Source organism: Micromonospora sp. NBRC 101691 (assembly GCF_030269285.1).
Classification (GTDB): domain Bacteria; phylum Actinomycetota; class Actinomycetes; order Mycobacteriales; family Micromonosporaceae; genus Micromonospora; species Micromonospora echinospora.
Genome location: NZ_BSTB01000021.1, coordinates 60,173 through 80,772, shown reverse-complemented (window position 1 = coordinate 80,772; position 20,600 = coordinate 60,173). Strand labels below are relative to the sequence as shown.

At 74.5% G+C, this 20,600-nt stretch carries 16 protein-coding genes; 8 read left to right on the top strand and 8 right to left on the bottom strand.

Translation table 11 applies throughout. The features are described from left to right. Positions 1-134: 134 nt before the first annotated feature. From QSK20_RS26405 to QSK20_RS26385, 5 genes are read left to right on the top strand one after another with little or no spacing between them, the layout of a single operon-like run. On the top strand, positions 135-1,541 hold the full coding sequence (locus QSK20_RS26405) for an SDR family NAD(P)-dependent oxidoreductase (protein ID WP_285791312.1): 1,407 nt from the start codon (positions 135-137) through the stop codon (positions 1,539-1,541). Then, the gene (locus tag QSK20_RS26400) at positions 1,538-2,674 is read left to right on the top strand and encodes a leucine-rich repeat domain-containing protein (RefSeq protein WP_285791311.1); all 1,137 of its coding nucleotides are present in this window, start codon (positions 1,538-1,540) and stop codon (positions 2,672-2,674) included. The genes QSK20_RS26405 and QSK20_RS26400 overlap by 4 nt, the downstream gene beginning before the upstream one ends. Further along, positions 2,671-4,395, top strand: coding sequence for an ankyrin repeat domain-containing protein (locus QSK20_RS26395; RefSeq protein ID WP_285791310.1), 1,725 nt, complete (start codon positions 2,671-2,673; stop codon positions 4,393-4,395). The genes QSK20_RS26400 and QSK20_RS26395 overlap by 4 nt, the downstream gene beginning before the upstream one ends. Further along, positions 4,392-5,564 carry an AAA family ATPase gene (locus QSK20_RS26390; RefSeq protein ID WP_285791309.1) on the top strand — a complete coding sequence of 391 codons (1,173 nt, stop codon included), beginning with the start codon at positions 4,392-4,394 and terminating at the stop codon, positions 5,562-5,564. The genes QSK20_RS26395 and QSK20_RS26390 overlap by 4 nt, the downstream gene beginning before the upstream one ends. Next, positions 5,561-6,766: a vWA domain-containing protein gene (locus QSK20_RS26385; RefSeq protein ID WP_285791308.1), complete on the top strand. Its 1,206-nt coding sequence runs from the start codon at positions 5,561-5,563 to the stop codon at positions 6,764-6,766. Before QSK20_RS26390 ends, QSK20_RS26385 begins: the two co-directional genes overlap by 4 nt. 56 nt (positions 6,767-6,822) lie before the next feature. On the opposite strand, the gene QSK20_RS26380 is transcribed toward QSK20_RS26385, so the two are convergent. The 7 genes from QSK20_RS26380 to QSK20_RS26350 form a co-directional block, all read right to left on the bottom strand. After that, the gene (locus QSK20_RS26380) at positions 6,823-8,121 is read right to left on the bottom strand and encodes an MFS transporter (RefSeq protein ID WP_285791307.1); all 1,299 of its coding nucleotides are present in this window, start codon (positions 8,119-8,121) and stop codon (positions 6,823-6,825) included. Continuing rightward, positions 8,118-8,780 (bottom strand): GntR family transcriptional regulator, encoded by a 663-nt coding sequence (locus QSK20_RS26375; RefSeq protein ID WP_285791306.1) that lies wholly within the window; start codon positions 8,778-8,780, stop codon positions 8,118-8,120. Before QSK20_RS26375 ends, QSK20_RS26380 begins: the two co-directional genes overlap by 4 nt. Positions 8,781-8,876: 96 nt before the next feature. Then, on the bottom strand, positions 8,877-9,983 hold the full coding sequence (locus QSK20_RS26370; RefSeq protein WP_285791305.1) for a CapA family protein: 1,107 nt from the start codon (positions 9,981-9,983) through the stop codon (positions 8,877-8,879). 30 nt (positions 9,984-10,013) lie between these two features. Continuing rightward, positions 10,014-12,857, bottom strand: coding sequence for an AfsR/SARP family transcriptional regulator (locus QSK20_RS26365; protein WP_285791304.1), 2,844 nt, complete (start codon positions 12,855-12,857; stop codon positions 10,014-10,016). A 213-nt stretch (positions 12,858-13,070) separates the two neighbouring features. Continuing rightward, positions 13,071-14,033, bottom strand: coding sequence for an exonuclease/endonuclease/phosphatase family protein (locus QSK20_RS26360; protein ID WP_285791303.1), 963 nt, complete (start codon positions 14,031-14,033; stop codon positions 13,071-13,073). 49 nt (positions 14,034-14,082) lie between these two features. Continuing rightward, positions 14,083-14,910 (bottom strand): peptidoglycan-binding domain-containing protein, encoded by an 828-nt coding sequence (locus QSK20_RS26355; RefSeq protein ID WP_285791302.1) that lies wholly within the window; start codon positions 14,908-14,910, stop codon positions 14,083-14,085. A 399-nt stretch (positions 14,911-15,309) separates the two neighbouring features. After that, positions 15,310-17,037, bottom strand: a complete 1,728-nt coding sequence (locus QSK20_RS26350) for a DUF8189 domain-containing protein (RefSeq protein WP_285791301.1) — start codon at positions 17,035-17,037, stop codon at positions 15,310-15,312. 174 nt (positions 17,038-17,211) lie between these two features. Between QSK20_RS26350 and QSK20_RS26345 the strand changes: the two genes are divergently transcribed. Then, positions 17,212-18,606 (top strand): serine hydrolase domain-containing protein, encoded by a 1,395-nt coding sequence (locus QSK20_RS26345; protein WP_285791300.1) that lies wholly within the window; start codon positions 17,212-17,214, stop codon positions 18,604-18,606. Between the two features lies 1 nt (position 18,607). Here the strand turns inward: QSK20_RS26345 and QSK20_RS26340 are convergent, their stop codons facing one another. Next, positions 18,608-19,255, bottom strand: coding sequence for a TOPRIM nucleotidyl transferase/hydrolase domain-containing protein (locus QSK20_RS26340; protein WP_285791299.1), 648 nt, complete (start codon positions 19,253-19,255; stop codon positions 18,608-18,610). Between the two features lie 146 nt (positions 19,256-19,401). Between QSK20_RS26340 and QSK20_RS26335 the strand changes: the two genes are divergently transcribed. Together QSK20_RS26335 and QSK20_RS26330 are read left to right on the top strand one after the other, a co-directional pair. Further along, positions 19,402-19,791, top strand: coding sequence for an MmcQ/YjbR family DNA-binding protein (locus tag QSK20_RS26335; protein ID WP_285791298.1), 390 nt, complete (start codon positions 19,402-19,404; stop codon positions 19,789-19,791). 43 nt (positions 19,792-19,834) lie between these two features. Beyond that, positions 19,835-20,590: a HEAT repeat domain-containing protein gene (locus QSK20_RS26330; protein ID WP_285791297.1), complete on the top strand. Its 756-nt coding sequence runs from the start codon at positions 19,835-19,837 to the stop codon at positions 20,588-20,590. The last annotated feature ends 10 nt before the right edge of the window (positions 20,591-20,600 follow it).

Genomic DNA, 20,600 nt, shown 5'->3' with positions numbered 1-20,600 from the left:
CGACTGTCGGTGGCCTTCGGTATGCTGCCGCGCGGCGAGGCCGTAGCGCAGAGGTCGACGCGCCTTGACGGCAAGCTGGAGGACGCCGGTTCGAATCCGGTCGGTCTCGCCCCCACCCTTCCCGAAGGAGCACCGTGCCCGTCGAGCGTGCCGAGCTGACGGCCTGCCTGGCCGTCCTGGCCCGCCTCGACGACGCCGACCTGGACGAGGTGACGCGGCAGGAGCTGGAGCGGGCGGTCGCCGTCGCCCACCGGGGGGTCAAGAAGCGGGCCAAGGCCCGTCGGGACGCCGCGACCCGGGCGGCGGACCGCGCGTTGCTGGCCGGCGCCACCCGCTTCCACACCGAGATCCCGGATTCCGCCCCGCCCACCGCCGATCGAGCCACCACCGACCGGCCCGCTGCCGTGGGGAACGGCGTGGACCGGGACGCCGTCGGGTCGGTCGCAGAGACCGGGCACGGATCGCTGCGCCGCGAGCGGTACTGCTACGTGTGCAAGCTGCCCTACCGGCAGGTGGACGTGGACTACCACCTGATGTGCCCGCCGTGCGCGGCGGAGAACCGCGAGCGGCGGCACGCCCGCTGCGACCTGACCGGCCGTACCGCCGTGGTGACCGGCGGCCGGGTGAAGATCGGCTTCCACACCGCGCTCAAGCTGCTCCGCGACGGCGCCGAGGTGATCGTGACGACCCGGTTCCCCCGGGACGCCGCCCGCCGCTTCGCCGCCGTGCCGGACGCGGACGACTGGGCCCACCGGCTCTACGTGCACGGACTGGACCTGCTCGACCTGGCCGGGACGCTCGACTTCGTGGCCCTGGTCGGGCGGCGCTTCGCCGGGCTGGACGTCCTGGTCAACAACGCCGCCCAGACGCTGTACCGGCCGGAGGCGTACCACCGGGAGGTGCGGGCGGCCGAGTCCACGGCGCTGGCGGGGCCGGCGGCGCGGATCGCGGTCGGCGCCGCCCCGGCCGCCACCGCGTCACGGCACCTGCCCGTCGGGCTGGACGCGTTCTTCCCCGCCGGACAGGTCGACGAGACGGGTCAGCCGCTCGACCTGCGTGCGGTCAACTCGTGGGTGCTCAGCGACGCCGACGTGAGCCCGCACGAATGGTTGCAGGTGCACGTGGTCAACGCCTTCGCGCCCTTCCTGCTCACCTCCCGGCTGCGCCCGCTGATGGAGGCGAGCGCCCACCCGCAGCGGCACGTCGTGCAGGTCTCCGCGATGGAGGGCAGCTACTCCCGCTCCGGCAAGACCACCCGGCACCCGCACACCAACATGGCCAAGGCCGCGCTGAACATGCTGGTCCGTACGGTCGCCGCCGACTACCTCACCAGCGGCATCCACATGAACAGTGTGGACACCGGCTGGGTCACCGACGAGCGTCCCCATCCCGACAAGGCCGCCCAGCGGGAACTCGGCTTCCGGCCTCCGCTCGACGTGGTCGACGGGGCCGCCCGCGTCTACGACCCGATCGTGCGGGGCGTGCGCGGCGCCCCGGTGAGCGGCCAGTTCCTCAAGGACTACCGGAGCGTGCCCTGGTGACCGACCCGACGCCGGTGCGCTGCCCGGCCATCGCCGACCCCGACGCCGGTCTCGCCCACCCGGGCGACTTCGACCCGCTGCTGGCCCGCCTCGCCGTGCCGGACGCCGTGGTGGCGGCCGAGGAGTTCCCGCGCGGCACGGTGCAGCCGGACGGCCGGCTCGACCTGTGCAAGCAGGGCATCGGCCCGGCGCAGACCGCCCGGATCGTGGCCGCCGTGGTCGACTCGCCGCTGGTGCGGCACCTGCTGCTGGGCACCAACGGCCTCGGCGCCGACGGCGCGCGGGCGGTCGCCGAGGCACTGCGTCCGGGGCACCGCCTCCAGACGCTCTACCTGGGCTGCAACCGGATCGACCCGACCGGCGTCGAGGCCCTCGCCACCCGGTTGGCCGACGACGACACGGTGCGCGCGCTGTGGCTCAAGCGCAACCCGGTCGGCGACGAGGGGGTCCGCCGGCTCGCCGGCGCGCTCGCGGTGAACTCCGCCATCCGCACGCTCGACCTGGTCAACGTCGGGATGAGCGTTCGAGGGCTGGATGCGCTCGCCGCCGCGCTGACCGCCCGGGAGCAGCCGGTGCAGCGGCTCTTCCTCGGCGGCAACGGTTTCGGCCCGGACGCCGTGCCGGCGCTCGGCGCACTCGTGCGGGACGCCGGGGTCCGGGAGCTCTACCTGGCGGCGAACCACCTCGGGGACGCCGGCGCCGCCGCCCTCGCCGAGCTGCTCGACGGGGTGCCGGTGACGATCGGGCTGGGCGGCAACGGGATCACCCCGGCCGGGGTGGCGGCGCTGGCCCGGCACCTGGGTGCCTGGCGGGCGCTGGACCTGGCCCGGCCACCGTCCGAGCGGGCTCTCGGAGCGCGCGGCAACGTGGTCGGCGACGACGGCGCGGCGCTGCTCGCCGACGCGCTGCCCGCAGCCCGGCTGCGCCGGCTGGACCTGCGGCGTACGGAGGTCGGCGGGCGGGGCGCGCGGCGGCTCGTCGAGGCCGTCGAGGGCCACCCGACGCTGGAGTACCTGGGCATCAACGGGGGAGTGCCGCGCCGGCAGCGGCGCCGCGCCTCGGCGCTGCTCGCCGAGCGGCCGGTCACCCCGCCGCACGAGGACATCCGGGCGATCGCGAGCGTCTACCGGTGAAACCGCCCGTGATCGACGAGATCCGCACCTGGCAGCGTGTCCGCCGGTACGCCGTGCCGGCCGCGATGGTCGAGGCGTGCGCCGCCGCCCGGGCGGCCGGCGACTGGCGGGCCGCCTGCGCCGCCGGGCGGATCGACGTGGCGTTCGACCTGACCGAGGTGGCCCGGGAGCACGGCCGGGCCCGCGCCGACCGGGTCGAGGCGGATCTCGACGTGCTCGCCCCGGACCTGCTGCGCTGGCACCTGCCGCGCGTGCTCGGTGGCCGCACCGGGGTGGCCACCCACGAGCGGTTCGTGTTGTCCACCGGAAACGGACGGTTCGACGAGCACGACGTCGTGTTGGTGGTGGACACGCCGAAGACCGTCGACGGGTCGCAGCGGCTGCGGCTGACCGTCGGCTCCGCACTGGCCGGGGACCACCCTGTCCAGGACCTGCCGTCGGTGTACTGGAGCGCCGTCGCCGTCGACGGGCTCGCCGGCGCGTACGGCGGCTCCCCGGCCCGGCTGCCCGGATTCACACCCGACGGCACCCGGCGGCCGTTCGAGTCGTACGCGACGGTGGTCGACCCGGGCGATCCGGCGAGCCGCGCCGAGGTCTTCGACCGGCTGGTCGCCGACGGCGAGTTGGTCGAGGCGTGGGCGGTGGCCGGCGTCGACCTCGACCCGGAGGCCCGGGACACCTACCACCGCGCTCACGGTTCGGAGCGAGCCGTGCTCGGCCGCCTGGTTCCGCTCAGGCTGGACGCGGAGCTGGCCCGAATTCATGATCGCTACGGCGTCGACCGGGTCATGACCTGGTCCGCCGGGCGGCGGGTCGAGTTGCGGCGACGGGACGACGGCACGGTGGCCGCCCGGTTCGTCGGGTACGACCCGAGGCAGGTCAACCGCGTCCGCGTCGTCGGCGTGGTCCACGAGCGCCCCGTCGACCTGGACCTGCTGTGGCACGGCCTGCTCCGTCCCGCCGAGCTGCACCCCCTGGTGCGTCGGGCCCTGTTTCCGGCCGCACCCGCCGTGGCGCGCGACGCGGTCCTGGTGGCTGACCGTCCAACCGCGACGGACGCCGCCCGACCGGACGCGGCCCCGTCCGAGGCGGGCGGCCTGCGGGTGAAGGTGCCGGTGCGGTGTGGCGGCGAATGGCACACCCTCGTGCACGGGGACGGCCGGCTCGACCCGATCTCGCACACCCCCGAGGAGGTCGCCGGGGAGGAGCTGCTGCGCGCGCTGGGCGGGCGGTCGGCGGGCTGCTTCGCCGCCGTGCAGGCGTGGCGTGGCGGCGAGGGCCGGCTGCCCCGGGCACTGCGCGCGCTGCGACGCGACGTGCTGCTGCGGATCCAGCACGGCGGTGCGGCGGCGCTGACCGCGCTGCTCGACGCGGGGCTCGACCCGAGGATGGGCGACGGCCGGGGCGGGACGCTGCTGCACCACCTGCGGGCGGTGGGGGACGTGTCGCTGGTCCGGCGGCTGCTCGACGCCGGGGTGCCGGTCATGGCCGGGGACCGCCGGGGGCGTACCGCGTTGCACGTGGCCGTCGGCGACGGTGGCAGCCCGGAGATGGTCCGCGCGCTGCTGGACGCCGGCGCCGACCCGCACGCCCCCGACGGGGGCGACCTCACCCCGTTCGACCTGGCCGAGGGCAAGGCGGGCATGTACGACGACGAGGACGAGCACGGGCGACCGGTGCTCCGGATCCGGGACGTGCTGACCGAGGGGACGCAGCGGTGACGGGTGCGCTCGCGGCGGCCGACGACCTCGTCGCCGCGACCCGTGGGTGGCGGACCGAGCCGGCCGCCGACCCGAAGGTCGAGGCGCTGGCCCTGGCGGTGACGGCGAACCTGCCGGTGCTGCTCTGGGGTGAGCCGGGCATCGGCAAGTCCGCCACCCTCCAGCAGCTCGCCGAGGGGCTGGGCCTGCCGCTGGAGACGGTCATCGCCAGCGTCCACGAGCCGTCGGACTTCGCGGGGCTGCCGATCGTCGGGGACTCCCCGGCCACCGACGGGGTGCCGATGGCCCCGCCGGACTGGGCGGTCCGGCTGGCGCGTACCGGATCGGGCCTGCTCTTCTTCGACGAGCTCTCCTCCGCGCCGCCGGCGGTGCAGGCGGCGCTGCTGCGGGTGGTGCTGGAGCGGCGGGTCGGCAGCCTCGCGCTGCCGCCGTCGGTGCGGATCGTGGCGGCGGCGAACCCGCCGACCAGCGCGGCGGACGGCTGGCACCTGGCCCCGCCGCTGGCGAACCGGTTCGTGCACCTGCACTGGACGCACGACCCGCGCACCGTCGCGCGGGGCCTGGCCGGCACGTGGCCGGCGGTGACCGTGCCGGCGGTCCGGCCCGGCCGCACCGCGACGGCGCTGGCCCGGGCACGTGGGGCGATCGCGGGTTTCCTCACCGCCCGGCCGGGGCTGACCCACCACCTGCCCGCCGACGCCGAGGCCCGGGGCGGCGCCTGGCCGTCGCCGCGTACCTGGGAGATGGTGCTGCGGCTGCTCACCGTCCACCACGCGGCCGGGACCGACGCGCAGGCGTTGGCGTTGGCCGTTATCGGCGCGGTGGGTGACGGCGCGGGCCTGGAGTTCGTCACCTACCTGGAGAACCTCGACCTGCCCGACCCGGAGCGGGTGCTCGCCGACCCGGACGCGTTCCGGCTGCCCGAGCGGGGCGACCGGCAGTTGGCGTTCCTCACCGCGGTGATCTCGGCGGTGCAGGCGAAGGTCGACCGGTCCCGCTGGGAGGCCGGCTGGGTGGTGCTGGGCAAGGCGGTCGAGGCGGGCGTGCCGGACGTCGCGGCGCGTGCCGCGATGGACCTCGCGGCGCTGCGGGACACGTCCTGGCCGGTGCCGCCGAGCATCCACGCCTTCGCCGACGTGCTGCGGCTGTCGGGACGCCTGCCCGGATGAGCCCGGGTGGCGGCCGGCTGGACCGCACCAAACTGCTCGCGGCCCGGTTCCGGGCGGCGCAGGACCGGCCCTACCTCGCCACCGCGCTGTACAGCGTCACGGTGGTGGAGTCCCCGCAGGTGCCCACCATGGGCGTCGACCGGCACTGGCGCTGCTACGTCTCGCCGGGGTTCGTCGACCGGCTGCCGGTGGCCCAACTCGCGGCGGTGTGGATCCACGAGGTGGCCCACCTGCTCCGCGACCACCACGGTCGCGCCGACCGGATCCCCGTCGGGCAGCGGCGCGACCATCACCGGGTCAACGTCGCGCAGGACTGCGAGATCAACGACGACCTGCTGGCCGACCGTCTGCCGCTGCCGCCGGACCGGATCGAGCCGAGGACCTTCGGGCTGCCGGAAGGTCTGCTGTTCGAGGCGTACCTGCCGCTGCTGCCTGCGGGGATGTGCGGCGGGGCGCACGACTGCGCGTCGGGGTCCGGTGGGCACGACTGCGGGTCCGGGGCGCACGGCGTCGACCGGCCGTGGGAGCGCGGCAGCGTGGGTGGCGTCAGCACGGTCGAGGCGGGAGCGATCCGCCGGGAGACCGCGCACGCGGTCCGCGCCCACGTGCGGGCCCGGGGCACCGTCGCGGCCGGCTGGGAACGCTGGGCCGCCCAGGTGCTCGAACCCCGGGTGGACTGGCGTCGGGCGCTGACCGGCGCGGTCCGTGAGGCGGCGGCCTGGGCGGTCGGCGCGGTCGACTACACCTACCAGCGGCCCTCGCGGCGCGCCGCCGCCATGCGGCGGGTGGTGCTGCCCAGCCTGCGCCAACCGGTGCCCCGGGTGGCCATCGTGGTGGACACGTCGGGCTCGATGGGCGACGGGCAGCTCGCCGCGGCGCTCGCCGAGGTCTCGGGGGTGCTCCGGGCGGTGGGCGTCGGCGGCAACCGGGTGACGGTGCTCTCCTGCGACGCCGCCGTGCACGTCGTACGGCGGGTGCACACCGTCGGCGAGGTGCGGTTGGCCGGGGGCGGCGGCACCGACATGCGGGTGGGGATCGAGGCCGCGCTGCGCGACCGACCGCACATCGTGGTGGTGCTGACCGACGGGCTGACGCCGTGGCCGGCCGCGCCGCTGGAGTCCACCCGGGTCGTCGCGGGGCTGATCGGCACGGGTGCGCCGCAGCCGCCGTCCTGGATCACCAGCATCACCATCGACGACTGATCGGGCCGGGTCGGGCGTCGGCGCGGGGCGTGGTGTGCCGGACGCCGGTGCGCCGGTCAGGCGGGCGCGGCGGTGGCGCGCGCCCGCGCGGTCAGGTCGCGGCGGGCGGCGTTGCGGTACCGCAGCACCTGGACCGCGCCGAGTGCCCAGAGGACGTACTGCACGGCGAAGGCCCACCGGAAGGCGGCCAGGTCCGGGGCGGCCCGGCCCGCCGGGGTGGCCAGGTCGAGCACCACGCCGACGGCCAGGACCAGCAGGATCGAGGCGACGAAACCGCCGACGTTGACGACTCCGGTGGCGCTGCCGATCCGGCTGACCGGGTTGAAACTGCGCGCGTAGTCGAACCCGATCAGGGAGCCCGGGCCGTTGACCGCCAGCACCAGCACCAGCGTGACCAGCAGCCAGCCCGGGGCGCGTCCCGGCCAGGCGAGCACCACGCCCCAGACGACGGCGGTGGCGCCGGTGATCGCGAAGACCAGCGCCGAGCGGTGGAACGGGTGCCGGGCGCAGAAGTGCGCCACCACCGGCCCGGTCACCAGCATGGCGGCCGTCATCAGGGTGAGCAGCGACGCGGCTGCGGTCGGGCTGAGCCCCTGCCCCTGCACCAGGAACGGATAACCCCAGAGCAGGCCGAACACGGTGCCGGAGAACTGGGTGACGAAGTGCGTCCACAACCCCAGTCGGGTGCCCGGGTGCGCCCACGCGTCGGCGAGTTTCCGCCGGACGTCGGCGAGGGTGGGCGCCGTACCGGCCGCACCCTCCCCGTCCGGGGTGTCCCGGACGGCGGCGACGATCATCAGCAGCACCGTCGCCCCCACCGCCGCCACGGTGAGGAATGTCGGGGTCCAGCCCACCTGGTGCAGCAGGGCCACCAGCGGCACCGCGCCGAGGATCGCCCCGAGCTGGCCGAGCATGCCGGTGAGCTGGGTCATCATCGGGTAACGCCGCCCCGGGAACCACAGCGACACGATCCGCAGCACGCTGATGAAGGTCATCGCGTCACCGAGCCCGATCAGCACCCGGGCGGCGATCGCGAGGGGCACGTCGGTGGCGAGGGCGAAGCTCAGCTGACCGGCGACCATGAGCGCGCCGCCGACGACCAGCAGCCGGCGGGACCCGAACCGGTCGAGCAGCACGCCGACCGGGATCTGCATCGCCGCGTACACGGCGAGCTGGGCGACGGAGAAGGTGGCCAGTGCCGAGGCGTTGATGTCGAAGCGGTGCGCGGCGTCGACGCCGGTGACGCCGAGCGTGCTGCGGTGGAACACGGCGGCCAGGTAGGCGGTCACCGCCACGCCCCAGACCAGTCCGGGCGCCGACCTGCGCGGGCTGACCGCTGGTGTCGGTGCGGTCACCGCAGTGTCCGCAACACGTCCGCGACCTTGTCGATGTGCGCGGCGACGGCGGCGAGCCAGCGCCGGGGATCGTCGGAGTCGAGCGCGGCGAGCTGGTCGGCGTGCTCGGCGATCGCCCGCTCGGCCGAGCCGGGGGAGAGCCGGAAGCTGGTGATCCCCATCAGCAGCTGCCGGTCGCGCAGCCGCTGGTACAGCTCGGCGAGGATCTCGTTGCCGGCCGCGTCCACGACCGTGGCGTGGAACGCCCGGTCGGCCTCGATCAGCGCGCGCAGGTCACCGGCGGCGTACGCCTCCTGCATCTCGGCCAGCCGAGCGGCGAGGTCGGTCCGCAGGGACTCGCGCCGGGGCCAGATCTGCTCGGCGGCGTGCAGCTCGACCAGCCGCCGCGCCTCGATCACGTCGGTGATCTCTCGGGCGGAGACGGGACGGATCAGCGCGCCCCGTTTGGGATAGAGCCGGACCAGCCCCTCGGCCTCCAGGCGCAGCAGCGCCTCGCGGACCGGGGTGCGGGAGACCCCGGTGGCCTCGGCGATCTCTCCCTCGCTGACCAGCGAGCCGCCCGGGTGGATCTGTTCCAGGATCGCGCGCTTGAGGTACTGGTAGGCGCGTTCGGCGGCCGAGGGCGCGGTCGTCCGGCCCGAGGGGGAGGGATGCGGCATGTATCTATGGTGAATCCCGCCTCGGACGGTGCCGCCGCGCCCCCGTCGAAGGTGGCCTGCGCCACGGCCCGACCAGCCATGCCGATCGGCACCCGGTCAGTGCGGGCGCAGGGTCAGCAGTCCGTCGGCCGCGACGTCGAACCCGGGCGCGAACGGCGGGCCGAAGCCGCCGAGCAGCTCGGCCAACCAGTGGGCGTCGTCCGACGCGGCCCGTTCCAACCGCATCCGGCGCATCCGCATCGGGGCGGCCCGCAGTCGCCGCAGCGCGCCGGTGGCCGCGTCGAGGGTCGGCAGCCACAGCAGCCGCAGGTGCGGCCGGTACTCCTCCCACCCGCTGATCCCCTCGTAGTCGTCGATCAGGTCGCCGCAGCCGTAGAGGACCAGCCGGTCGCGGTACACCTCCACCGGCCTCGGATGGTGCGACGAGTGGCCGTGCACCACGTCCACGCCGCCGTCGATCAGCCGGTGGGCGAAGTCGACGTGTCCGGGCGGCACGTCGTACCCCCAGTTGGTGCCCCAGTGCACGGAGACCAGCACCCGGTCCGCCGGCCCGGCCACGGCGGCGATCCGCCCGGCCAGCGCGTCCGCCGAGGCGGCCGAGACCTCCGGCAGGTACGCCACCCCGGGCCCGCCCGAGGTGGCCGCCCAGGACGGGAGCACGCCGCTCGACGGCGCGGCCACCGACCAGACGAGCAGGTCGCGGCCCTGGCCGAGCGGCACCCGGGCGGGTCGGCCGGCGGACACCGCGTCCCGGCCCGCGCCGGTCGTGGCGATGCCGGCGCCGGCCAGCGCGTCGAGGGTGTCGGTGAGCCCCACCGGACCGAAGTCGAGGACGTGGTTGTTGGCCAACGCGCACACGTCGAGCCGGGCCGCGGTGAGGCACGCCAGGTTCCCCGGATGCATCCGGTAGTGGATCGCCTTGGCCGACGCGTGCGCGCCCCGGCGAGTCACCGCTGTCTCCAGGTTGACCACCCGTACGTCCGGGCGGAGCGCGTCGAGCAGGTCGAGCGCCTCGCCCCAGGGCCAGGCCGGGGGCGCCGGACGCGGGACCGGCCCGTTGACGGAGCGGGCGAGGTCGACGTAGTCGCGGGCGTCGCGGATCGCCCGTTCCCGCAGCTCGGGCGGGCCGGGCGCGGGCAGGATCGCGTCGACGCCCCGGCCGGTCATCACGTCGCCGCCGAGGAAGAACGTCAGCTCGGGCATCCGGGCCGCTTTCCCCGTCGCGCCGCCGGCTCACCTGCCGGCGACCCCGCGTACCGCCGCCGGCTCACCTGCCGGTGCCGCCGTTCGAGGAACGTCCGGAGGCTGACGGAGCACGACCAGGGCCCGACGAACCTCGCGGGTACCGTTGACGTCACCGATCTGCTCGGAGAGAGCGAGCGCCCGGTGCAGGTCCTCGCGTGCGGCCCGCCACTGCCCCGTGGCGCGGTGCACCTCCGCGCGCACCGTGAGCACCCGCCATTCCGCCTCACGGTTCCCGGTGGACCGTGCGACGGTGAGGGCCCGGCCGAGCCACCCGTACGCCTGCCGGCACTGGCCCCGACGGGCATAGACCTGACCCATGGTCACCATGGTGATGCCGAGGCCGAGTTCGTCACCGAGTTCCCGGCGCAGCCGCAGGCTCTCCCGCAGGTGGACCAGCGCGCTGCCGGTCTGGCCGAGTTGCAGCAGCACGTCGGCCAGGTTGTTCAGGGTGAGACCGACCCGCCGTCGGTCGTCGCCCCGGCGGTGCATCTCCAGCGCCCGCAGGAAGCCGGTCCGGGCCTCGTCGAGGCGGCCGGCGGCGGCCAGCAGGACACCGAGATGGTCCAGGGTCACCGCCACCTCGTGCAGGTCCCCGTCGGCCTCCCGCAGCGCGAGGGCCACCAGAAGGGCGTCGACGGCCTGGTCGGTCTCGCCCAGCCGGGACCGGGCCACCGCGACGTAGGTCAACGAGGTGGCCTCGTCCGGACGGCTGCCCAGCCGCCGGGCGGACCGCAACGCGCCGCCGGCCACCTCCCGGAGCTCGCGGTAGTAACCCCGCATCGGCAGGAACGGGTAGAGCTCCGCGCACAACCGGACCGCGAACAGGTCCCCCTCGGGCGTGCCGTCCTGCGCCGCCACGCGCGCCGCGGCGACGAGGTTGTCCCGCTCCGTCTCCAGCCACCGGAGGGCCTCCTGCGGATGAGCGAAGGTCACCGTGGCGGGCGTCTCGACGAACCCGTCCGACGGCCGACGGGAGACGGGCCGGATCTGGTCCCGGGCGCGCCGCGCGGTGTCGAGGAAGTAGCAGCGGGCCGCGTGCACGGCGGCCACCCGTGCCGCCGGGTCACGACGGCCGCGTTCGGTCGCGAAGATCCGTACGAGGTCGTGCAGGCGGTAGCGGTCCATCCCGCACGTCTCGACGAGGCCGGCGTCCGCGAGCCGGTCCAGCGCCGCACGGGTGGCCCGCGCCGTGGCCCCGGTCAGTACCCGGGCCAGGTCGAGGCCGAGCACCGGCGCGCAGACCATGCCCCAGCGGTCGAACAACTCCAGGGACTCCGGCCCACCGGGCCGTTCGGCGAGAACATCGCAGGTGACCGCGAGGCTCGCCCGTACGGCCAGGTCGTCACAGCTCAACTCGTCCAGTCGGTACTGCTCGTCGGCGAGCCGGGCGACCATGGCGGCGAGTGTCCACTCCGGATGTCCGGCGAGCCGGGCGCCGACGATCCGCAGCGCGAGCGGAAGGTGGCCGCACAACGCGGCCAGCGCCTCGGCCTGCCGGGCGGAACCGGTGAACCGCTCCGGACCCGCGTGCCGGGCGAGCAGCGTCACCGACTCCTCGGGGCCCAACGTGCCGACGGCGAGGTGGGTGACGTCCAGCGTCGGCAACGTCGTTCGGCTGGTCACGATCACCGTGGCGCCGGGCAGGAGCGACAACAACCGTCGCACCTGACCGGCGTCGACCACGTTGTCCAGCACCACCAGCACCCGGCGCTCGCCGGCTCGTACCCGCAGCTCGGCCGCCTCCGCGCCCGGCGTACCGCCGGACCGGTCACCCCCGAGCGCGCGGAGCAGGCTGCCGATCGCCTCCTCGACCGTCATCGGGGCCAGGCCGGGGCTGCTGCCGCAGAGGTCGAGGTAGAGCTGTCCACCCGGACACGACGGAGCCAGCCGGGTGGCGAGGGCGCCGGCCAGCGCCGACTTGCCCACCCCCGCCGGCCCGTGCAGCACGATCATGTTCGCCCTGCCGAGTTCGGCCTCGACCCGGGCCAGCAGGTGTTCCCGACCGACCAGGACCACCGGCGGCGGCAGGGTGGAGGGCGTCCCCTCCGGCGGTGACGCGTCACGGACCACGGGCGTCGGGCGGCGGGCCGGGCCGGACGCCCCGTCGAGCAGTTCGCGTTCGACCTCCCGGAGCACCTTCCCGGGACGCCGGCCGACCGCGCCGAGCAGCGCGGCGTCCGCCGCGGTCAGGGCCGCCATGGCCTCGGCCCGGTCACCCGAGGAGACCAAAGCCTGGACCAGGCCCTCCCAGGCGGACTCACGTGCCGGCTGGTCGGCGAGCAGCGACCGTAGGGCGGCGACCGCGGGCTGATGCCGGCCGGCTTCGACGCATGTCCGGGCGTACCGTTCGACCGCCATCCACCGGCTCTCGTCGAGCGCGTCGAGGCTGCGGCCGAGCGCGCCGTGGCGGGGCAGCCCTTCGGCCGCCTCGCCGTGCCAGCGGCGGAGCGCGGCGGCGAGCAGGTCCGCGCACTGCTCCGGTCGGGTCGCGCGGCCGGGGCCCAGGGCGTCCCGCACGTCGCTCTCGAACCGGTCGAGGTCCAGCTCACCCGGTTCGACAAGCAGTGTGTAACCGGAGTTCACCCAGGTCAGCCGGTCACGGTATGGCCCCAGCGCCGCCCGCAACCGGGTCACGTAGGTCCGTAGGTTGGCCTGCGCCGACGGTGGGGGATCGGCCCACAGACCGCTCAGGAGCCGGTCGGCGGGCACCCGCCGGCCTCGACCCAGGAGCAACCCGGCCAGCAGGAGCCGGGGCCGACCACCCGGCAGCGCGACCTGGTCACCGCCGACGTGCAGGGTCACCGGCCCCAACAGACCGAACTCGATCGTCATACCCGCGAACCTCCCACGATCCCTGGAGATCCGATCGCCATCCATCCATGGACGCGGTGAGCCTAGACGTTCGGTCTCGTGGCGGGAGGTGCCGGGTCCGGCCCGGACCCCCGGCGGCGGACGCGTGCGCGCCGGGAGTCCGGGAAACGTCGGCTGTCGGCCTGCCGACGAGCGTCCCGACCAGCGGGTACGGGCGGTCGGCGACGCCGGTCCTCAGTAGTTGACGTAGGCGGTGACGGCCCGATGGTCGGAGTACGCGCCGCCCGTCATCGACTCGGTGACGGTGGCGACGTTACTGAACCCGTTGCCGCTCTTGACCAGCAGGAAGTCGATCCGCCGGCTGTTGAGGGTGTCGTAGGCCGAGGAGCAGTTGCGGCTGCCGCACTTCTCGGCGATCGGGTCGCGGTACCCGTACGCCCTGCCGTCGTTCCACCAGCCAGCCGTGTCGGGCTCGGCGTTGGTGTCACCCGCGACGATCTTCAGGTCGCCGCCGAGACGTCCCATCGCCTCGTCGGCCTCCTTGATGTTCTCGTCCGCGCACTTCGGGGCGTGCCAGGTGTTGGTGGGCCAGTGGATCGACGCCACCGAGACGTCCTGTCCGGCGACCCTGTCGTGCAACCGGACGGCGATGTTGTGGACCCGGTCCTGGCTGCTCCTGGTGGGTTCCAGGTTCCGGCACGGGCCGGTGCCGGCGTCGTAGTCCTCCGGGGCGTCGGACCGCCAGCGGGTGGCGGCCTCGTAGGTGAACCGGTCGGACCGGTAGACGACCGCGTTGGTCTGCTGGTTCTTCATCTTGCCGCAGGTGCTGGTGTAGCCCATCGAGCCGGGGTTCGCGATCGCGATCTGTCCGGCGTAGGTGCCGGGCAACTCGTCGGAGAGACGTTGGGTCAGGAGGTTGAGCTGCGTCTGGTTCGAGACCTGCTGCACCGTGAAGATGTCGGGGCTCAGCGGCCGGCCCTTGAGGTAGGTGATCAGCCGGTCCCAGACGAGACCGTCGGCACAGGAGGCCGGCAGCCAGTTCTCGATGTTGTTGTTGTAGACCACCAGATAGTTCGGTGAGGTGTTCACGGCGGCCTGCGCGGCGGTGGCACCGGTGAGGCCGACCACCGCCGTCGTGAGGACCGTGGTGAGCGCGGCGACGGCACCGCGCACGACGCGGCTGGTACGAGTGGACAACGTTCCTCCTGAACGCGCTGAACTGCGGGTGTCGAATCGCGGCGTGCGGTCAGAGCGTCCGCTGGTACTCCTCCCAGGTCCGCTTGGGGCTGACCGCCGGACCGTCGTCGGGACCCCGGTTCGCCAGCCCGTTGCGGCCGAGGTAGTAGTCGCCGGCCTGGTTCTGCGCACCCGTCGACTGGTCGGTGTCGGCGAGCGCGATGGCGTGGATGTGGTAACCCCAGTCGCCCTGGCTCGGCGTGCGCAGCCAGGCGGCGAAGCCCACCGTGCGCAGTCGGCGCAGGATGTCGGTCCGGGTGGCCGAGGAGAGCCCGCTCACCGACAGGTCGAGAGCGCCACCGCCGTCGTGGGTGCCCGCGGACGCGCCGACCCCGGTGTTGTACGACCCCTGCGTGATGGTGAGCTGGCGTCCGAGCAGACGTTCCGCCTCGAACAACATGGACCGGGTCCGGGTGTTGACGCGCACGCCGCGCAGGCTCACGACGGTGCCGGGCGAGATGGCCCGGGCGACGGTGTAGCGTCCCTCGCCGAGCAGCCGTAGCGACGTCGGACCGGGCAGTCCGGTCGCGTCGAGGCCGGTGTAGCCGAGGGACCGCTGGTAGGCGGCGTAGGCGGCGACCGTGCTGGTCCCGAAGTGCCCGTCCACGTACGTGGCGGAGAGCAGCCCTCTGGCCTGGAGGGCGCGCTCGACCAGCAGGACGCTGTCCTTGGCGCCGTCGGTCAGGGCGGTGTCCGCGCGGCGCGGGTCGATCTGCGCCGCCTTGATCAGCGCCTCCATGTTGACCTCGGGCAGCGCGGCGGAGACCGGGCGGGCCAACGGACCGGCGGCGGCCACGGCCGCGCCGGCGGCGACGAGCAGACTTCTTCTCGTGATCACATGTTCTCCGTGGGGTGCGCTGTGGATGGTCGGCAGCGCGGAACGTCGCGTGGACGCTGCGGGTGCCGGAGCCGGGGACGGCTCTTCTGCCGGAAAGCCGGAGGTCGCTTTCGCCCGACTATCGGGGCGTACGGCAGGACGGTCAAGATGATCGTCGATAATGGGCTCCGGATGTGCCGGGAATGTACGCCACGGCATGTGGTGGAACGCGGGACCAGCCGGTCGAGGCGGCCTCGGGGCGGGGCGCGTCACCCGTGGTCCGTCCACCTCCGCCTCGGGCAGCCGCAGCGTGTAACGGTGCCGCATCGGTTGAGCCGGGTCCGGTGGGGCCGTTGCCGGCGGGTTCATGACTCCATGTCCGGCGGCATGGAGGGCTCCGGCGGCAACGGCCCCCGGGCGTCAGACCCGGGCGGTGTCGACGTGGAGCTGGTCGTCCGGCCCACGGACGAACAGGTGCAGTTCGCCGTCGTAGACGTTGGCGACCGGGCCGCTCGGGGTCGTGCCGGCACCGGAGAGCGGAGTCCAACGGTTGAAGGTGGTGCCGTTGGAGGTGACGCTGAACAGGTGGTCGTTGCCGCCCCGGGCGAACAGGCGCAGCAGGCCGTCGTAACTGGCGAGGCCGAGCGGGCTGGCGGTCCAGCCGTTGCCGGGCACCGGGACCCAACCGGTCCAGACTCCGGCCGAGGACGTGTTCAGGTAGATGCGGCCGTCGGTGGCGCGCACGGCCAGGCGCAGCGTGCCGTTGTACTCGGTCACGGCGGGCGCGTCGGGGGTGGAGCCGTTGCCGGGCAGCACGTTCCAGCCGGACCAGCCGGTGGCGCCGTGGACGTTCTCGACGAGCTTGTCGTTGCCGGCCCGGACGATCAGGTGCAGCTTGTCGCCGACGACCGCGACGGCGGGGGCGCTCGGGGTGGTGCCGCCGCCGGGCAACTCGACCCAGCCGGACCACGCGGTGCGGGTGGACGTGTTGACGTGGATCCGGCCGGCGTCGTCGCGGACGAAGAGGTACAGCATGTTGTGGTGGACGGCGACCGCTGGCGCGCTGGGGGTGGTGCGACCACCCGGCACCGGGAGCCAACCCGACCAGTGGGTGCCCGTGCGGACGGTGTAGACGATCTGGCCGTCGGCGCGGCGGGCGAAGACGTGCTCGCCGCCGCCGAAGTTCGTCACCGCCGGGCTGGAGGCGACGGGCTGACCGCCGGGCACCGGGAGCGCGCCCTGCCAGTAGCGGGTCAGGGTGAGGCCGAAGGTGTGCAGGATCGGTCGGATCGGCTGGAAGTACGACCGGTCGTCCTCGTCACCGCAGGGGAGGTTGCGCCCACCGGAGAGCACCCCCTGGGCCTGGTCACCGGCGACGTAGGGGCCGCCGGAGTCGCCCGGTTCGGAGCAGGCGTCGGTCATCGTCAGGCCGGTGACCACCTTGTCCGGGCCGCCGTTCCTACCGGGATACACGATGGTGACGTTCTTGGCCAGGATGGTCCCGCACCGCACACCGGTCGTGACGCCGGTACGGCAGACCGAGGCGCCCTCGGCGGCCGGTTCGTCGCCGTTGACCGGGCCGAGACCGAGCACCTCGGCGTTCGGACGCCAGTCGGCGTACGTCCGCACCCAGGCCATGTCGGCGGACGGGAAGGAGTAGCCGCCCCAGACGCCCAGCGGCCGGCCCTGCGCGGTGAGCGCCCCGGGGGGCGCCTCGAGGGCGCAGTGTCCGGCGGTGAGGAACCCGGCGTCCCCGCTGAGGTTCTCCGTCACGGCGAAGCCGGTCGTGCAGCCGGCCGTCCCGCCGATCAGATAGCCGTTGCCGGCGCTCAACCGGTCGGCCTGCTGCTGCGGTCGCCCGGCCACCTCGACGACGCGTACCCTGCTCTCCGGCGCCCCGACGCCCTGGGCGAACCGCCGGGCGGCCGGGGCTCCACCCGGCAGCGCCTGGATCACCAGCGCCCCGCCGTCCACGTCGGCGTGCCAGCCGGTCACCTCGGCCGGAACGCTCGTGGCCTGGTCCAACCGGACCTTCAGCCGCTCCAGCGCCGCGCCGTCCGGCACCGGCTGCGCCGCTGCCGGCGTGCCCACCAGCATCGTGCCCGCGACGCTCAACGCCGCCAGCCACCCCACCGCGATCCTCCGCACCCAAGGCCTCCTCGTCACCCGTGCCCGACGGTGGCCCGGCACCTGGCAATGAGAACCTCTCGACTCCTGCGGTGGACAGATCTTGTCGGGTTCCCGTCCCGACCACCCGTGCCGCAGCCACCGACGGCGAAAACCGACACCGACCGCCACGGCTGCCGGGGTACGTTTGCCGGCATGTCGCCGACCGAGACGGAACTGCTGCCCGAGACGCGACGCGCGCTGCGTCACCTGCTCGCCACCCGTCAGGTGCAGGGGCGCGCGCCCTCCGTCGTCGCCGCCGTGGTGCGTGACGGTCGTCCGGTGTGGATGGACGGCCGGGGAAGCGTGGACGGTGACCCGCCGGACGGCGACACCCAGTACCGGATCGGGTCGGTGACCAAGACCTTCGTGGCGCTGCTGGTGCTGCGCCTGCGCGACGAGGGGCGGCTCGCCCTCACCGACCCGCTGGCCGCGCACCTGCCCGGCACCGTGGCCGGTGCGGCCACCGTCGGCGCACTGCTGGCGCACACCGCCGGGCTCGCCGCCGAGCCGCCCGGCCCGTGGTGGGAGCGGACCCCGGGCGCGCTCCGGCCCGACCTGGCCGACGTGCTCGGCCAGGACCCGCAGGTGCATCCGGCCGGGCAGCGCCACCACTACTCCAATCCCGGTTACGCGCTGCTCGGCGCGCTCGTCGAGCGGGTGCGCGGCGAGCAGTGGGACGAGGTGCTGCGGCGTGAGGTGTTGGCGCCGCTCGGGATGACCCGCACCACCCTGCTGCCGGTCGCGCCGCACGCCACCGGCTGGGCCGTCCACCCCTGGGCCGACGTGCTGCTGCCGGAGCCCGCCGTGGACACGGGGCGGATGTCGCCGGCCGGGCAGCTCTGGTCGACGGCGGCGGACCTGGCCCGGTTCGTCGCCTTCCTCACCGACGGCGACGAGCGGGTGCTGCACCCGGACACGCTGGCGGAGATGCGCACCCCCGCCTGCCCGCCCGAGGCGACCGGCTGGGACAGCGGCTACGGGCTCGGCACCCAACTGCTGCGCCGGGACGGCCGACTGTTGGCCGGTCACACCGGCTCGATGCCGGGCTTCGTCGCCGCCGTCTGGGTCAGCGCCGACGACGGTCTGGGCACCGTCGTGCTGGGCAACGTGACGGCTGGCCTCGCCGCCGGCGCGGTCGCCGCCGACCTGCTGCGGACGGTCGCCGAGCGGGAGCCGAGGATCCCGGAGCCGTGGCGTCCGCTGCCCACGGTCGATCCGGAGCTGCTGGACCTCGCCGGCCCGTGGTACTGGGGACCCGCTCCCTACCTGCTGCGCCCGCTGGCCGACGGCTTCCTGGAACTGGCCTCGATGTCCGGCGGCGGACGCGGCACCCGGCTGCGCCCGACCGGCGACGGCCGGTGGGAGGGGCTCAACGGCTATTTCGCCGGCGAGCGGCTGCGGGTGGAACGCGACGCCGCTGGCGCGGTGAGCCACCTCGATCTCGGCACCTTCGTCTTCACCCGGGCGCCCTACGATCCGGCGGCACCGGTGCCCGGCGGTGTCGACCCGGCCGGGTGGCGGACCGGTCGAGGGGCGGACGACCGGTAGGTCACACGGCGGTGAGCAGCGCGTCGAGCGGCCGAGGCAGGGCGTCCCGACCGACGGCCGCCTCGACGAGCAGCCGTGCGTAGCGCAGCTTGCGGCGCGCGCCGCTGCCCAGGAACCGCCGCATCTGCGCCTCGGGCTGCCGACCGCGCCAGGCCGGCTGGCTCTGCAACGAGCGGAACGACCCGAGGTCGCCCTGCGCGTCGAAGAGCGCCTCGACCCCGGCCGCGCCCACCGCGCGGATCAGCTCGTCCTCCAGATCGTCGACGCAGACGTGGAACCCGAGGCGTTCCATCTCGGCGCGGGTGGGGGTCGAGCCGATCCGGGCGGCGAGCCCGCGTCGGAACAGTTCCTCCTCCCGCAGGTCGCACAGGCCGGCGAGCCGCACCCGGGCGCCCAGCGGACCCGACCCCGTCAGGAAGCGGCCGATCGCGTGCGCCCCGCCGATCGGCACCACCACGATCCGTTCCGCCGCGAGGTCCCGGCCGCGACCGACGGCGGCTGTCTCCACGGCGATCTGGTCGCTGATCCCCTCGACCAGCACCACGGCCACCGCGTCGTCGACCTTCGCCAGGGCGCGGGCCGTCGCCAGGGTGCAGGCGTCGGGACCACTGACGTAGCCGTCGACGTCGGCTCGTCGAGTCGTGGACATGGCCGCCATCATCGGCGATACACACCTCCGCCGACCAGGGATTTACCACGGCTCATCCCGTCGACAGGCTCCGCGCCGGAGCAACGATGTCGGTGGGCGGCTGTAGCCTGTGCGGGTGCGGGACATGGTTCTCAGGAGCAACCTCGATGGCTGACGCCGACGACGTCCGTCGCCTGGCGCTGGCGCTGCCTCACGTCGCCGAGATCGACAGTGACGGTTTCGACTTCCGGGTCGCCGACAAGGGGTTCGTCTGGTCCTACCCCGAACGCCGACCCGGCGCGTCGCGCCTCATCCGCACCGACGTCGCGGTGCTCTACGTCGGCGACGAAGCGGAGAAGCAGGCCTTGCTCCTCGGGGAGCCCGAGGTCTTCTTCACGACGCCCGCGTACGACGGGCTGCCCCTGGTCATGCTGCGGCTGGCGCAGGTGGACGTCGACCGCCTGACGGAACTGGTCACCGACGCGTGGCACATGCGTGCCCCGGACTCGCTCGTCGCCGACCTCGACGCGGCCACGGGCTCGTCGGGTCCCGGATAAATCGCGACCACCGCCATCCGGCAGTTGGCTACCATCCGTGGCGATGGCGGAGTTCGTGCATGTCACCCTCGCGCGCTCGGCTCGACGCATCCAGCGGTCGGGGATCGCGGCACGCAGCACCGGGCACGCCGGTGGACGGGGCGTTTACTGCATGCCGGTGTTGCCCTCGTTCACTCTCACCTACCAGTGGGTGCGTGAGCTGCGGCGCTGGCATTCCGGCGTACTGGTCGCGGTGCATCTGCGGCTGCCCGACGACGAGCCGGTGACCGTCGGGCACTACGGTGCCCCACCGCGCGCGGTCACCGCCGCACAAGCGGTTGCGGCGGTGCGTGGGCTCGACGACCCGCGCGGCTGCGAGGTGTTCGTGCCCCGCGCGGTCACCACCGCCGAGGTCCGCCGGATCCAGGACGTCCCGCAGGGAGTCGGTTGGCGGTACCTGCCGGGAGCTCACGGCCGGCGGCCCTGTCCGTGTCCAGCCTGCCTGCCGCGCGGAGCCCGCAATGTCGCCAAGCTGCGCCGCCGGTTCCCGGACAACGAGCCGCCCAGACCGAAGGGCGAGCTGATGGCCCGACTGCGGACGGCAGCCACCGCCGACGAGATCATCGACGTGCTGTGGGAGCTGGGTCGTGGCCGGCGCGGCGGTGCCGAGGAGCTGGCGTACCTGGCGGACCATCCCGATCCGCACGTACGCGACACCCTCGAAAGCGCCCTGCGTGCGTACCGCGGTCGCGAAGCGCGACGGCTTCGCGCGCGGCTACAGCTCGACAACGCGGCGCCGTCGACTCCGGAAAGCTGCTGAGTGACCTGAT